Raw genomic sequence first — 14,546 nt, forward strand, 5'->3', positions numbered from 1 at the left:
GTTGGCATCAGGAAAGCATCTCCCCGGAAAGGCCCCGCAGCGTTCCTGTCTATTCCTCGACCATCACCTGGATCCGGCCCCCTCTGATTGCGCTGAGGAAGGCCCGATAGTCGCTTCGGTTCTGGGACGCATACTCCGTCGCAAACTCGCCGACCGCGTCGTCGAAGGTCTGTCCGGAGCCCATGTACCCGGCGATCATCGCAGCATCGCCGGAGCGGGCATGCGCGCGAGCCAAGGCATGCGCGCACATCCGCGCATATTGCCGCAACAAGCCTGTATCCCAATCCTCGATGACCGCAGACAACTTCATGTCGCGAAGCTGGCGGAGATAGAATTCGCGGCCGTTCACCCCTCGGGTCCATCCGAGGAACACATCGCTCGCCGACTGCATGAGGCGCTGACCCACGATGACACGCTGGCCATGATTGGGGTGCAGGCTCTTGCCCGCATACGGCTCGAGCACCGAGGCCTTCGCCTCCTTCACTTGCAGAAACAGCGGATCGTCGTCCGCCGCCATGAACAGGCCCACGGCGCACATCGTGCCAACGCTTCCCACGCCGACGACCTTGAGGGCCAGGTCGACGTAGTGGAAGCGGTCGAACAGTATCCGGACGTGCTCGGGCAAGCTCTCCCGATACGATGCGATGGCTTCCCTGTAGCCTGTCTCAAGACCGGGAGCCTGTTCTTCCGTCGGATGGAAGATCAGGGGGGGCTCATCCTTGATCCTGGGCTTGACTCCTTGCTCCGAGACAAGCTTCGGATACAGATGGTCAGGCACCGACTTGCGCCGCTCGACTTCGAGCCGCTCCGCCAACCGCTTGCGCGCCGCCGCAACGACAGCCGGATCGCCCGTTCGATCTTCATACTTTTGCAGGTCGATCTTGTTGTACCAGACATCAAGGGCCCGCATCCCGGCGAAATTGACCATCCGTTCGCGGTATGCGCGCACGAGATCGGTGGCCACGCGTCCCGCGTCGCTGTGGGGAAGCTCCAGATGTTGCGCCGCAACGACCACGCTGGCCGCAAGCCGCTTGAGGTCCCATTCGAAAGGGGCCGGCAGCGTCTCGTCGAGATCGTTGACGTCGAAGATCACGTTGCGTTCGGGCGTCGCGAAGCCGCCGAAGTTCATCAGGTGCGCATCGCCGCACGCCTGCACCCGGAGCCCGCTCGTTGGTGTCCCGGCAAGGTCGGCTGCCATGAGTACGGCCGCACCGCGATAAAACGCGAAAGGCGAAGCAGCCATCCGCCCGAACCGGATCGGGGTCAGGCTCAGGATGCGGCCCTCATTGGATTCGATCAGGAGTTCAACCGGATCACGGCGATCCTTGGGCGCGTTCCATCCTGCATGCGATGCACGCGGCGCCGTATCGCGCAGTGCCCGCCCTTTGGCGCCGCGCTCATCGGCCGATAAGTAAGGCGTCCCGTTTTGAGGTGCAGCACTCTCGATCTTTCTCTTATCATTCTTGGACATGCGACATTCCCCCTTGTCAGGTTGGCGCTACCTGGATCTGGAATCCGCTTGATATCGAGATCTATATGAAAGGATAGGAAACAGACGGAGGATCACGTAGATCAAAATCAACGGCATCCTTCGGGGCGGGGCACGGACACGCATGGCGACAGGCTATCCTCGGCGTTAGGTTCGTCTATGGAATCCGGGTTTTTTTCCAGCTTTCTTGGCCGGAATGGTGCGCCCGTCGCAAAGGCGTTGCGTGTGGCCTGATGACTGCTTGCGTGGACGCCATACGAAATCGCGGGTACGCAATCGCTCGTTCGCCGACGGTGACGTTCACGAAGGAGGCCATCGAACTTTGCGATGCCTTTGGCTGCAAGAGAGGCAACATCTTCCGTTCGGTGATGCCGATCCTGAGCCCCATCACAATCTTCATGGAACGAGAAAGTTAACGGAGCTTTCGACACCATGCATGGAAGGTTGCTCAGTAAGCTCGTTTCGTCTGGATTCCGAGGACCGGTGATCGGTCGGGACCATCCAGACTACGACCCTGCGCGGCGGGTGTGGAATGGCCTTGTCGACCGCAGGCCCGCCGCAATATTGCAGGCGGAGAGCGTCGATGATGTTCGAAGGGCCATCGACTCGGCAGCCCAGAGCAATGCCCTCCTGGCAGTGCGAGGAGGCGGCCATAGCATACCGGGCCTATCCACCTGTGACGATGGTCTCGTGCTTGATCTCTCACGGCTCAATTCGGTCGTCATGGATGAAAACGCCGGGACGGTAGACGTTGGCGGCGGAGCCCTGTTGGGCAATCTCGATCAGGCGCTCGTTCCCAAAGGTAATGTGGTACCAGCGGGCGTGATCTCCCATACCGGTGTTGCCGGACTGACTCTGGGTGGCGGCATGGGCCGGCTCAGCCGCGCGTTTGGGCTGACGATTGATCACCTTGCGGGAGTTGAACTCGTAACCGCGGACGGAGCGGTGAACTGGATCGATATCCATTCAGACCCAGAGCTATTTTGGGGGTTACGCGGGGGTGGTGGAAATTTCGGTATCGTCACCCGCTTCCGTTTCAAGCTTTGCGCATTGGGACCGGTCATGGTCGGGCAATGGAACTACCCGATCAGACACGCAAAGGAGGCGCTCGGCACCCTCGACGAGTTGGCTCGATCTCGACCGCGCGAGTTCTCCGTCGCATTCACTTTGACGTCATCGAGTTTGAGCGTGACGGCGGTCTGGGTGGGCGATATCGCTCACGCGGAGCAAATGCTCGGTCCGTTTGGACGGCTCGCGCAGGCAGGACAGGGAACCATCGCGCACCTGCCGTTCGTCCAGCTACAAAGCTGCAACGATGACCACTTCGCCTGGTGCCGGCGGTACTATGCCAAAGGTGGTTTCTGGCGGAGTATCACGAGCAATGCGATCGATACGATGCTCCGGGAGGTTGATGCGGCTCCCACTCCCGATTCGGAGTTTTACGTGTTGCAACTCGGAGGCGCGGTCGCAGACGTGCCAGAAGATGCGACCGCCTATTCCGGGAGACAAGCGGCATACTATTGGATTACCGAGCCCGTGTGGGACGATCCGGCGGACGACGAACGGTGCATAGCATGGGGGCGGGGTGCCGCCACAAGGATATCGGACCAGTCCATACAGGCCAATTACGTCAACGAACAAGGGGATACCGCCATCGCTCAAGGTGCATATGGCGCTCTCAAATATGAAAGGCTTGCGCGTCTGAAAGCCCGTTGCGATCCGAGCAACCTCTTTCGCCTCAATCAGAATATCGTGCCCTTCCCGCGACCTACCTCTGCGTGATTTTTTGGTGCTGCGAATATCATTGCTGCCGAACGACCGTGAGCAGCGAGAAAGACGGAAAGAGCGTCCGTCGGTCTATTTGCGAGGCGGCCATAAGTGAAGTTGAAGAAATCGAGTGGCGGTACGGGATGATCGTTCCACTCAGATTCCTGCCAGCTGTCCTCCGGCAGGAGGACAGCTGTCGTTCGACGTAGCAGATGGTCCAATGACCGCAATGGCCGATGACTTGTCCACTCCACCGTGACGTAGCGCCCACACACTTCCATCGACCGACCACCACACGCCGCTCTAAATCGCGGACGCAAACACAACCATCACACAGCATTCCCATACAACGGCAGAATCTTCGCTTCAAGCATCGCAATTGCCTGGATCGCCAGTTGCGACAACGTGTGCTTGCTGCTGGTCGCAATCGCGAGGCGGCTGAAGAGCGTCGGTTCAGTGATCCGCATCACTTGAAAGCGGCGCTTGAGCGCATCGCTTGTCGTTGCGTTCAGCGATAGCACCGCGTACCCGATGCCCTCGGTGACAAGGTCGAGAATCGACGTGACAGCATCGACCTCCAGTTCGATCCGCAAACGCACGCCTTGCTCCGCTGCTGCCGATTCGACCATCCGCCTGATCGCATGCATACGGCCAGGGATGACAAGCGGATAGCGCGCGATTTCCCGCAACGGAACGGCAGTCAAAGGCGCAAGCGGCGCAAGCGGCACATCGCCGCCTGCGTCGCCCGTATCCGGGCCGATCAGGAACAGCTCTTCGGTAAAGATGGTTCGCTTGTCGATCAACGGCGTATCGAACGTGTCGTACATGACGGCGACATCGATTCTGCCCATCATCAGCCATTCGATCAGATAGGTGGAAAGGCCCTGCGCCACGGAAATGGTTGCGCCCGGGAACGTCGTCCGAAAGCTCTTGACGAGTTCGTGCGTTGCTACCTTCGCGAAGCTGGGCGTGATGCCGATGCCGAAATGGCCTCCGGGCGCGCCATGCAACCCGTCGAGATCCTGCGACGCGCGCTGCACTTGCTGAAGGATGCCTTTCGCGTGCGCGAGCATCCGCTGACCGGCGGGCGTCGGCGTCACGCCGCGTCCATTGCGTTCGAGCAGCGTATGACGCAATTCCACCTCCAGCTGCCGCACGAGCCGGCTCAGAGCGGGCTGGTTGGTGTCCAGCGTGATCGCGGCGCGCGTAAAGCTTCCAAGTTCAGCGACCTGAACGAATGCCTCGAGCTGCTTCAGTTCCATTGAAAGGTATGTGAATTTCACATATCAGCTAGTTGGGTATGGCAATTGTAGACAGAACCATGCGCCGTCACAATCCGCTCATCCAATCGCTCATTCAATCGAGTCCGCGCCGCACGCGGAACATGCACAAAGAGACGACGTTCGATGAAATCCTGTTTGCCGCCCGATCCCCATCCCGTTCAACCGGCCCACGCGTTGCCCGCTGGCGCCTGCGACGCGCATTGCCACGTATTCGGCCCCGCCGACGTCTTTCCGTATGCGCCAGACCGCAGCTACACGCCTCCCGACGCGCCGTTCGAGCGTCTCGTCGCGTTGCACGATTTTCTTGGCGCGAGCCGCGGCGTGATCGTGCAGGCCAGTTGCCATGGCACCGACAACACAGCGATGCTCGACGCGATTACGCGCGGCAATGGGCGCTATCGCGGTGTTGCAATCGTCGACGGCAAGGTGACCGACGAACAGCTTGCTCAACTGGACGCACACGGCGTGCGCGGAGTGCGCTTCAACTTCGTCGCGCATCTGGGCGGCGCGCCGGATCTCGACGTATTCGACTCGGTGCTGGAACGTATCGAGCGGCTCGGTTGGCACGTGGTGCTGCATCTGGACGCACAGGACATCCTGCAATACGCGGAGAGGATTGCACGTATCAAGGTGCCGTTCGTGATCGACCACATGGGGCGTGTGCGTGCCGAAGCCGGGCTGGATCAGCAGCCGTTCAGGCAACTGCTCGAACTCATGCGCAATCCGCTCGCCTGGGTTAAGGTCTGCGGCGCGGAACGCGTGTCCGCGGGGCGGCGGCCTTTCGACGACGCGATTCCCTTTGCACGCACGCTGATCGAGGCTGCGCCCGACCGCGTGCTGTGGGGCACCGACTGGCCGCATCCGAATATCAGCAAGGACATGCCGAACGACGGCGAACTGGTCGATCTGTTGTTCCGTTTCTGTCCAGACGCTGCGCTGCGCGAGAAGCTGCTGGTGACGAACCCTGCGCGCCTTTACGGGTTCTGAGAGTCCAATTTAAACACTACGCGTTGAACTGCCACATCCGATGGCAGACAGACGGGAAAGCAGCATGCCCCGTCCTTTCGCTAACAATCCATGGTCAGGAGACACGATGATTCAGATGTTTTGGCAAGCCCTCCGTCGAGGAGCGACGTCATGAGTAACGGTGCAGTCATGACGTCGCGCACAACGGCGGCGAAGAAGCCTTTTTATCGCGCGCTCTATTTTCATGTGCTCGTCGCGATTCTGCTCGGCGTGCTGCTCGGCCATTTCATGCCGTCGCTCGCAGTGCAGATGAAGCCGCTCGGCGACGCGTTCATCAAGCTGATCAAGATGGTGATCGGCCCGATCATCTTTTGCACCGTCGTCACGGGCATCGCGGGCATGGGTGACATGAAGAAGGTCGGTCGCGTGGGCGGCAAGGCGCTGCTGTATTTCGAAGTGGTGTCGACGCTGTCGCTGGTGGTCGGTCTGGTTGCAGGGCATCTGTTTCATCCTGGCAGCGGTTTCAACCTGGACCCGGCGAAGATCGATACGAAAGCACTGACGGGTTACACCACGGCCGCGCATCAGCAGAACACGGTCGAGTTTCTGATGCACATCATTCCCGATACGGTTTCGGGCGCGTTCACGTCCGGCAATGTGCTGCAAATCCTTCTGGTCTCGGTGCTGTTCGGTGCTGCGCTCGCGGCCGCAGGCGAGCGCGGACGACCGCTCGTCACGATGATCGAAGGCTTCGCGCATACGTTCTTCGGCATCGTGCACATCATCATGAAGGTCGCGGCAATCGGTGCGTTCGGCTCGATTGCCTTCACGATCGGCACGTACGGCATCGGTGCAGTGCTGCCGTTGCTGAAGCTGATCGGTGCGTTCTATCTGACGCTCGTCATCTTCGTGCTGTTGGTGCTCGGCGCGATCTCGCGGATGCTTGGTTTCAGCATCCTGCGCTTCATGGGCTATATCCGCGAAGAAATTCTGGTCGTGCTTGGTACGAGTTCGTCCGAGGCTGCGCTGCCGCAGATGCTCGAAAAACTCGAACGTCTCGGTTGTTCGAAATCGGTGGTGGGTCTCGTGATTCCAGCGGGCTATTCCTTCAACCTCGACGGCACGAACATCTACCTGACGATGGCGGTGCTGTTCATCGCGCAGGCATTCAACGTCGAACTCAGCCTGACCCAGCAACTGACGCTGGTTGGCGTAGCGATGCTGACGTCGAAGGGCGCTAGCGGTGTGGCGGGCGCGGCGTTCGTCATGCTGACGTCGACGTTGCTGGTTTTCCCGCTGATTCCTGTATCGGGAATGGTGCTGATTCTCGGCATTCACCGCTTCATGGGCACCGGGCTCGCGATCGTCAACACGATCGGCAACGGTGTCGCGACGCTGGTCGTGTCCGCATGGGAACACGAACTCGACCGTTCCAAACTGAACGCCGAAATGCTGCGCCGTCGCGCGGGATGACCGGCTAGCCAAACAACAAAACGCCTGAGTGTTTTGTGGTCTGCGTGTGCGTCGAGCACACGCAGCGGGACCACTCGCGCCTGAAAAATACAAACCGTCTGGAGACGCAGTTGAAGTCAACTAGAAAAAGCAATCAGCAAAACGCGTTGGGTTTCAATGTTCGTTGTATTCGTTGTGCCGCAGCAGCGTGGTTCGCGGCAACGGCGGGTGTCGCACATGCCGACGCCTCGCAAGCCGCAGCGGGCGCGGCGACGATGACATCGCCGGGGGTTCAGATGTACGGCCTGATCGGGATGTATATCGACAGTTCGAAACTCAGCACGACTCGCGCGAGCACGGTTCAGATGGGCGGCGGCGGGATGACGACCTCGTTCTGGGGCATGCGCGGGCGCGAAGATATCGGCGGCGGCAATGCAGTTGTCTTCTCGCTCGAAGGCTTCTTTAGACCGAACACGGGGCATAATGGACGGAACGCGACGGACGGTCTGTTCTCGCGCAATGCCTATGTGGGCCTGACTGGCGCATTCGGCACGGTGAAACTCGGCGAGCAGACCAACCCGACCTATATCAACCAGCAGTTCGTCAATCCGTTTGGTTCGTCCGTGGTGTTTTCGCCGTTGATCGTGCAGTCGTACACGGCGAGCTACAACAATACGCAGATCGGCGACACGGTCTGGCAGAACGCTGTCGAATATGTGTCGCCCAGTTATGGCGGCCTCACGGGTACTGTGATCTATGGCGTGAGCAGTGCGACCGGACATCAGGGGCGAGACAATCTTGGCCTGCACCTGACCTATGTGAACGGACCAGTGACGGCCGTTTTCTCCGCACAACGGGTTCGTTCAGTTGCAGTTGCGCCGTCGACGGGACAATACCTGTATCTGGTGGGCGCCGCCTACGACGCCAGCTTCGTCAAGGTCTACGGCGCCGCGCAGATGACCAGCAACAACGACGTGGAAACGGGCTCGCATACGTATGAACTGGGCGTGTCGGTTCCGCTGTCGCCGTCGAATGTGATCCTCGCCGAGTGGGCTCGCACGAAACACAGCGCGCCACTCGATCGCAGCGATGTACGCAATACGGGCAGCCTCGCGTACGACTATATTCTTTCGAAGCGCACCTATGTGTATGCGGTCTACTCCTATGACAAGCTGACGGGCAATCCTTCCGGCAGTACTTATGGAGTCGGCATGCAGCACAGTTTCTAGGCTGCAGTTATTTCGCAGAAGGCGCAGGCTTTAAAGGCAGAAAGCCTGCGCCCGTGGCCAGGCATGTACCCATCCGCGACTCGACTAACGGAAGCCGTAGACGAGAATCTTTTTCCCCTCAAAGTACTCTTGCACACCTTGCTCGCAATTCGGTGGACACATTGTGTGGTCGAGGCTCTCGCCTGCCACGGTGACCGCCCTGTAGACAACGGATTCGACGAGCGTCCCGTCGGCAGCAATGACGATGTTCAGATCAGTCTCGACGCCCGCGGGAACGGCTCCGCCGGCGGTATAGACGATTTTCATGGTGCCGGTGCAATCGGGGTTCACCGTGTAGGTGCCTTCCTGTTTCGGATTGAATGTCGTCTTTCCCCCTTTCGGCAACCCGCCGATCATGCCGAAGTCGGTGCGTTGAAAAGTGCCCGCGCCGTCGAACGTCACCAGGGCAACGTCATCGAGGATCGGCTGAGTGGCGTACGGATGCAACACACCATCGGCAGTTTTCAATCCAAGAATCACTCCATGACCGATAAACTCAAACGCTCCCTTTAGCGTTGCGTTCGAGCAAAGGCCGCCGTGGCCGTCGTGATCGCCGGCCTGCGCGGCACCACTAAGCAAAAGAAGTGCAACGGCTGTTGCCGATAAAATGCTTGCATGCTTGATCTTCATGGTCATCTCCTTGTCACCGAATCAGGCGCTTGGGATCACGGCGCGCAGGGGCCCATTGCCTGGCTGCAGCAGGCGCCCAATTCAAACAACTGAAATTAAAAATGGCCGCAGTGATACCGCGCTGCCGCCATCTGCGGAGCAAGCTGTGAGAGAGAACGATGGACCGTCAGTGCGGCCAGGTGTTCTGGAGTGGGAATCAAGAAAGACTTAAGCGTGGGCCAAAGTAATGAATGGCGAAACGCTTCACCAAGCGGTCATTTTTTCACTCGGTGTCGGCAGACAGGTGCAGAAGGGGTGCACGAAATTCCGCTCGATGATGACTTCGTGGGTCGGCTACGCCTTTAAGGTCGCATAGCTGAATTGAGTGTAATGCACGATATTCGCAGGTGCCAGATGGATTTGGCATAAGCGGCCAGAACCGTCGACGACTCAATCGACGGGCATCGGACCAGTCAGATATTTTCCTTCGCCGAAACCGCTGACCGCTTCAATCGCATCGAAACGGAGAAACGTTCCGCGGGATGCAAACTGACCGACACCTCGAACGCGACGCCCGACGAGTCCAGATAGCGACGCACGATCTCCAGCGCCGCAGTGCCTGCCTCGACCCGCAACAACTCAGCCATTTCCCGCGAGAGGTTCACGGCGTGAACGTCCTGCTGTATCTCCGTCACGCATCGGCCGTAGCGCGCTTCGATCAGCGCGCTGATGAGCGTATCCGGTTCTTCGCGAGCGGCCTCGGCGATGTCGGCATAACCGGGATCGATGTACACATCCGTCCATCCGATCGGCGGCCGTCTGCCATCGCCGTCGACACGCAGACTCGATATGCGTAGCCAGCGATCGCCCTCATCGCATTGCAAGACCTTGGCCAACGGACCCGCCGCCGCGATCTCCGCCGTCGACTGCACCACGCGCTGGTGTTTCGAGCCGAACTGAACCAGATCCTCAACGGACGCCAGCGAAGGGCGGAAGTCGTTCTTCGGCTGTGTCGACTCGACGCGCGTGCCCGCGTTTTTCCGGCGCGACACGAAGCCGAGCTGCTGAAGCTCATGCAAGGCGGCACGGATCGTGTGACGGCTGGTCTTGTACTGGTCGCGCAGTTCCAGCTCGGTCGGCAGATACGTACCGACCGGGAAGCGGCCGCTGGCGATGCCCTGCGTCAGGTCGCGGGCGATGTCGGCGTAATGGGGTTTGTTCATATCGGGTGACGGGCAGCGCTGATCCAGGGGTAAATCATAGCTTGAATCATATGTTCGAACATATTATCTTGAATATGTCCGGACATATTGAGGCGTCAGTCACTCTGTCCCGCAATTCCTTCAAACCCGTTTTGATCGAGGCCAAGCCCGCCATGAACAGCCGCTCCATCCCTTCTTCCAGCACCGTCTTCGATTCGATCCTGTTTCGCGACGCGTTCGGCACCGCCAAAATGCGCGCCGTGTTTTCGGATCACGCGCTCGTACAGCGCTATATCGATGTCGAAGTCGCGCTCGCCAAGGCCGAGGCGCGCGTCGGCGTGATCCCCGCCGACGCGGCCGAAGCAATCGCACGCGAATCGCAGATCGAGCGCATCGACTTCGACCATATGCGCGAGGAAACGGACATCGTCGGCTATCCGATCCTGCCGCTCGTGCATCAGCTCGTCGGCATGTGCGGCGAGGCGGGCCGCTATGTGCATTGGGGCGCGACGACGCAGGACATCATGGACACAGCCGTGTCGCTGCAGGTACGCGACGCGCTCGATTCGATCGACGGCGACATCCGCGAACTGCGCGGCATCCTCGCCGACCTTGCGAAGAAGCATCGCGATACGCCGATGGCGGGCCGTACGCACTTGCAACAGGCGCTGCCCGTCACGTTCGGCTACAAGGTAGCGATCTGGCTGGCGATGTTCGACCGGCACCAGCAGCGCATCGCGGAGATGCGCAAGCGCGTCGCCGTAGTCGAATTCGCCGGCGCGGCGGGCACGCTCGCGTCGCTCGGCGACAAGGGTCTCGACGTGCAGAAGGCACTCGCGCAGGAACTGAAGCTCGGCGTGCCGGCCACGACATGGCATGTCGCGCGCGATGGTTTCGCCGAAACCGTCAACCTGCTCGCGATCGTCACGGGCTCGCTGGGCAAGATCGCCACCGACATCATGATCATGGCGTCGAACGAATTCGGCGAAGTGTATGAGCCGTTCGTGAAGGGACGCGGCGCGAGCAGCACGATGCCGCAAAAGCGCAATCCGATTTCGAGCGAACTGATGCTTGCCGCGGCAAAAGCGGTGCGGCAACAGGCGGGATTGATGGTGGACGCAATGATCCAGGACTTCGAGCGCGCGACGGGCCCGTGGCACGCGGAGTGGATTGCGATTCCCGAGAGCTTCATTCTGACCTCGGGCGCGCTGCACCAGGCGAAGTTCGCGCTCGGCGGACTGATCGTCGATACCGAACGCATGAAGCACAACCTCGGCATCAGCAAGGGGCTGATCGTCGCCGAGGCGGTGATGATGCAGATGGCGCCGATCACGGGCCGCCAGCAGGCGCACGACATCGTCTACGACGCTTGCCGCACGGTGAACGAGCAGGGCGGCACGCTGGCCGAAGCGCTGGCTGCGCTGCCTGAAGTGACACGCCATTTCGATCGCGACGCGATCGACCGCATGACGGACCCCGCGAACTATCTTGGTCTTGCACCGCAGATGGTCGACCGCGCGCTCGCGTTGTCCAGCGAGATCTGATCAACGATCTGTGGAGGAGCACACACCATGACGAACGACAACGCATCGCGCGACGAATCGATGGCGGCACCCGCCAGGCGGCCCTGGTATCGGAAACTGGGCATGCAGGTTCTGCTTTCGCTCGTGCTCGGCATTGCTGTCGGATTGATCTTTCCGAAGTTCGGCGCGCAGCTCAAGATTCTCGGCGACGTCTTTCTCTCGCTCATCAAGGCCGGCGTCGCGCCGCTCGTGTTTCTCACGATCGTGCACGGCATTGCATCGGCGGGCGATGTGAAAAGCGCAGGGCGGGTGGGCTGGCGCTCCATCGTGTACTTCGAAGTCGTGTCGACGATTGCGCTTGCCATCGGCCTGCTGGCGGGCAACCTGCTGCAGACGGGCAAGGGCATGACGGCCATCACGCCGGGCGCGATGCCTGTCATTGCCGCGAAGGCCGCGCCGCAAGGCTTCACGGAGTTCGTGATGCATCTCGTGCCGGACAACTTCATCGGGGCGTTCGCAAAGGGTGAACTATTACAGGTCGTCGTGCTGGCCGTGATGGTGGGCATCGGTATTCTCGCCATTCCCGAGAGCCGGCGCGTACGCATCAACGAAGGGCTCGACCTGATTTCGCAAGTGCTCTTCTCGTTCATCAATCTCGTGATGAAGCTCGCACCGCTGGGCACGTTCGGCGCGGTGGCGTTCGCGGTCGGCAGCAACGGCACGGCGGTGCTGGTCGCGCTCGCGCAACTCGTGCTGAGCTTCTATGCTGTGATCGCGCTGTTCATCGTCGTGGTGATGGGCCTCATTGCGAGGCTGGCCGGTTTCAGCATGTGGCGCTTCCTGCGCTACATCAAGGACGAGATATTGATCGTGCTCGGCACGGCGTCATCGGAAAGCGCATTGCCGCGGCTGCTGATCAAGCTCGAACGCCTCGGCTGCGCGAAGCAGACGGTCGGACTCGTTCTGCCGACAGGGTACGCGTTCAATCTGGATGGCACGTCGATCTTCATGTCGATGGGCGTGATGTTTATCGCGCATGCGTACAACGTCCCCATCACGTTCGAACATCAGGTCGGCATCCTGTTGCTGATGCTGCTGACGTCGAAAGGTGCCGCGACGGTGTCGGGCGGATCGTTCGTGGTGTTCGCGGCGACGGTGACGTCGACGGGCATCTTGCCCGTCGAGGGTCTTGCCGTGATCTTTGGCGTGTACCGGTTCATGTCGATGGCGATTGCCACGTGCAATACGATCGGCAACAGCCTTGCGACAGTGGTTGTTGCGCGGTGGTCCGGCACGTTCGACACCCAGCGCGCGCACCGTCATCTTTATCCCGAACGCTACCCGGATACGGCGCGCGAAGACGCGGGACTGGATGATGGCGACCTGCTTCCGGATGGTGCGGGCAACGGCGATCAACGGCCTTCAGCCGTTTCGTTCAAGCGGGCCGGTGCTTCGCACTAAGCGGTGTCTTGAGAATGTGGCGCGCGCCAGCAATCGCGCGCCACACCTGCCTCAGAAGATCTACTCTGCTGCTCTCGCGGGCACGTTCGACAGCAGCGGCCCCAAACCTTCAGCGAACGTCAGGTGCGAGATGACGGCGTCGCGGAGCTTCTGATACGGAAGCTCAGCGAGCATCGCGGTCTGCATCGAGGCCATCACTTCGCCCGCTTCCGGGCCGATCATCGTGAATCCCACGATACGGTCATCCTTGGCACCGACGAGAACCTTCATAAAACCTTGTGTTTCATCCGTCGCTTCGGTTCGAAGAACATGGCTCATCGGCAGTGTTGCAACCCGAATCGCGATACCGTGACGGAGCGCATCGCTTTCATTCAGCCCCACGCGTGCAAGCGGCGGATCAGTGAACAGCGTGTACGGAACCAACCGGTCGCTTGTCTTGCGATCGCCGCCAGCCATGTTGTCGCGCACGATCCTGAAGTCGTCCACCGAAACGTGCGTGAACTGCGGGCTGCCCGCGACTTCGCCGATAGCCCACACGCCGGGCGCCGAAGCCTGCAACCGCTCATTCACACGAATGTATCCGCGGCCGTCAAGCTCGATGCCTGCCTGCTCCAGACCAATGTCCGCCGTGTTCGGAACCCGTCCTGCCGCAATGAGAATGTCGCTGCCGTCGATCGCCTGTTCCCCGGAAGCGGTGCGCAATACGACGCGAACATGCGTGCCAGAGCGGCCTTCTACACTCGTGGTTTCCGCATTCAGCACGACATCGATTCCTTCCGCGCGCAGAATGCCAAGCATCTCTTCGCTAACGTCCGCGTCTTCGCGAGCCATCAACCGGGCACCGCGCTCAATGATCGTCACGCGGCTGCCGAAGCGGCGATAAGCCTGCGCCATCTCGATACCGATGTAACCGCCGCCGAGCACGATCAGATGTGCTGGCGCGTAGTCAAGGTCCAGCGCGCCAATATGAGTCAGCGGCTCGGCGGCTCGCAAGCCCGGCAGATCGGGAATGGCAGCGTGCGTGCCGACATTGACGACCACCTGCTCGCCGCTGAGCGTGCGCGTGCCGCCGTCGTTGAGTTGCACCTCGATCGTCTTCGGCCCGACGAACCGGCCAACACCCATGATGAGTTCGGCGCCGCTCGACGCATACGCTTGCACATGAAACGCTGCTTCGCGTTCGATCATGCCGCGCTTGCGTTCGCGCACCTTCGCCATGTCGACAGTGACTGGACCAGTCGTCGTGCCAAAGTCGGCGGCATGCCGCGCCAGGTGCGCAACGCGCGCGCTCCATATTTCATTCTTGCTGGGCAGGCAAGCGACGGCGGGGCATGAACCGCCTACCCACTGCCGCTCGACCACGGCGACGCGTTGTCCCGCTCGTCCCAGATGCCACGCCAGAAGCTTGCCGCCCTGGCCGCTGCCGAGAATCAACGTATCGAAATGTTCAACTTGAGACATGACATCCTCCAATTCACCTGCGAGTTAATGTGGCCGATGTGGCAGTGATCCGGCTTTCTGCCTGA

11 protein-coding genes are annotated in these 14,546 nt (G+C 60.6%); 6 read left to right on the forward strand and 5 right to left on the reverse strand.

Annotated features, from left to right (window positions below; translation table 11 throughout):
• Positions 1 to 49 precede the first annotated feature (49 nt).
• Positions 50 to 1,471 (reverse strand): DUF2252 domain-containing protein, encoded by a 1,422-nt coding sequence (locus tag SB822_RS12315; RefSeq protein WP_007576702.1) that lies wholly within the window; start codon positions 1,469 to 1,471, stop codon positions 50 to 52.
• Positions 1,472 to 1,921: 450 nt separating this feature from the next.
• On the opposite strand from SB822_RS12315, the gene SB822_RS12320 reads away from it, so the two are divergent.
• A complete protein-coding gene (locus SB822_RS12320) occupies positions 1,922 to 3,271 on the forward strand; it encodes an FAD-binding oxidoreductase (protein ID WP_410854783.1) in 1,350 nt (449 codons plus the stop codon).
• Between the two features lie 314 nt (positions 3,272 to 3,585).
• Here SB822_RS12320 and SB822_RS12325 read toward each other — a convergent pair whose 3' ends face one another.
• A complete protein-coding gene (locus tag SB822_RS12325) occupies positions 3,586 to 4,518 on the reverse strand; it encodes a LysR family transcriptional regulator (RefSeq protein ID WP_007740832.1) in 933 nt (310 codons plus the stop codon).
• Between the two features lie 144 nt (positions 4,519 to 4,662).
• On the opposite strand from SB822_RS12325, the gene SB822_RS12330 reads away from it, so the two are divergent.
• From SB822_RS12330 to SB822_RS12340, 3 genes are all read left to right on the forward strand, one after another.
• Complete coding sequence (locus SB822_RS12330; RefSeq protein WP_079503049.1) at positions 4,663 to 5,526, forward strand: amidohydrolase family protein; 864 nt, start codon at positions 4,663 to 4,665, stop codon at positions 5,524 to 5,526.
• A 150-nt stretch (positions 5,527 to 5,676) separates the two neighbouring features.
• Positions 5,677 to 6,978, forward strand: coding sequence for a dicarboxylate/amino acid:cation symporter (locus SB822_RS12335; RefSeq protein ID WP_410854784.1), 1,302 nt, complete (start codon positions 5,677 to 5,679; stop codon positions 6,976 to 6,978).
• Between the two features lie 146 nt (positions 6,979 to 7,124).
• Positions 7,125 to 8,186 carry a porin gene (locus SB822_RS12340; protein ID WP_410854848.1) on the forward strand — a complete coding sequence of 354 codons (1,062 nt, stop codon included), beginning with the start codon at positions 7,125 to 7,127 and terminating at the stop codon, positions 8,184 to 8,186.
• A gap of 84 nt (positions 8,187 to 8,270) precedes the next feature.
• On the opposite strand, the gene SB822_RS12345 is transcribed toward SB822_RS12340, so the two are convergent.
• Positions 8,271 to 8,855: a hypothetical protein gene (locus SB822_RS12345; protein ID WP_410854785.1), complete on the reverse strand. Its 585-nt coding sequence runs from the start codon at positions 8,853 to 8,855 to the stop codon at positions 8,271 to 8,273.
• A gap of 452 nt (positions 8,856 to 9,307) precedes the next feature.
• Entirely contained in the window at positions 9,308 to 10,057 is a 750-nt protein-coding gene (locus tag SB822_RS12350) for a GntR family transcriptional regulator (RefSeq protein WP_410854786.1), read from the reverse strand.
• Between the two features lie 152 nt (positions 10,058 to 10,209).
• Between SB822_RS12350 and pcaB the strand changes: the two genes are divergently transcribed.
• Both pcaB and SB822_RS12360 read left to right on the forward strand, forming a co-directional pair.
• Entirely contained in the window at positions 10,210 to 11,580 is a 1,371-nt protein-coding gene (gene pcaB / locus SB822_RS12355) for a 3-carboxy-cis,cis-muconate cycloisomerase (protein WP_410854787.1), read from the forward strand.
• A 27-nt stretch (positions 11,581 to 11,607) separates the two neighbouring features.
• Positions 11,608 to 13,020, forward strand: coding sequence for a cation:dicarboxylate symporter family transporter (locus tag SB822_RS12360; protein WP_410854788.1), 1,413 nt, complete (start codon positions 11,608 to 11,610; stop codon positions 13,018 to 13,020).
• A 60-nt stretch (positions 13,021 to 13,080) separates the two neighbouring features.
• Here SB822_RS12360 and SB822_RS12365 read toward each other — a convergent pair whose 3' ends face one another.
• Positions 13,081 to 14,481 (reverse strand): mercuric reductase, encoded by a 1,401-nt coding sequence (locus SB822_RS12365; protein ID WP_410854789.1) that lies wholly within the window; start codon positions 14,479 to 14,481, stop codon positions 13,081 to 13,083.
• Between the last annotated feature and the right edge of the window lie 65 nt (positions 14,482 to 14,546).

The sequence above is a fragment of the Paraburkholderia sp. SIMBA_054 genome (genome assembly GCF_046534875.1).
Classification (GTDB): Bacteria; Pseudomonadota; Gammaproteobacteria; order Burkholderiales; family Burkholderiaceae; genus Paraburkholderia; species Paraburkholderia hospita.

What these genes read in the sequence shown, in the direction of transcription:
- SB822_RS12315 (WP_007576702.1), bottom strand. Translation starts at nt 1,471, where the DNA reads ATGTCCAAGAATGATAAGAGAAAGATCGAGAGTGCTGCACCTCAAAAC.
- SB822_RS12320 (WP_410854783.1), top strand. Translation starts at nt 1,922, where the DNA reads ATGCATGGAAGGTTGCTCAGTAAGCTCGTTTCGTCTGGATTCCGAGGA.
- SB822_RS12325 (WP_007740832.1), bottom strand. Translation starts at nt 4,518, where the DNA reads ATGGAACTGAAGCAGCTCGAGGCATTCGTTCAGGTCGCTGAACTTGGA.
- SB822_RS12330 (WP_079503049.1), top strand. Translation starts at nt 4,663, where the DNA reads ATGAAATCCTGTTTGCCGCCCGATCCCCATCCCGTTCAACCGGCCCAC.
- SB822_RS12335 (WP_410854784.1), top strand. Translation starts at nt 5,677, where the DNA reads ATGAGTAACGGTGCAGTCATGACGTCGCGCACAACGGCGGCGAAGAAG.
- SB822_RS12345 (WP_410854785.1), bottom strand. Translation starts at nt 8,855, where the DNA reads ATGAAGATCAAGCATGCAAGCATTTTATCGGCAACAGCCGTTGCACTT.
- SB822_RS12350 (WP_410854786.1), bottom strand. Translation starts at nt 10,057, where the DNA reads ATGAACAAACCCCATTACGCCGACATCGCCCGCGACCTGACGCAGGGC.
- pcaB (WP_410854787.1), top strand. Translation starts at nt 10,210, where the DNA reads ATGAACAGCCGCTCCATCCCTTCTTCCAGCACCGTCTTCGATTCGATC.
- SB822_RS12360 (WP_410854788.1), top strand. Translation starts at nt 11,608, where the DNA reads ATGACGAACGACAACGCATCGCGCGACGAATCGATGGCGGCACCCGCC.
- SB822_RS12365 (WP_410854789.1), bottom strand. Translation starts at nt 14,481, where the DNA reads ATGTCTCAAGTTGAACATTTCGATACGTTGATTCTCGGCAGCGGCCAG.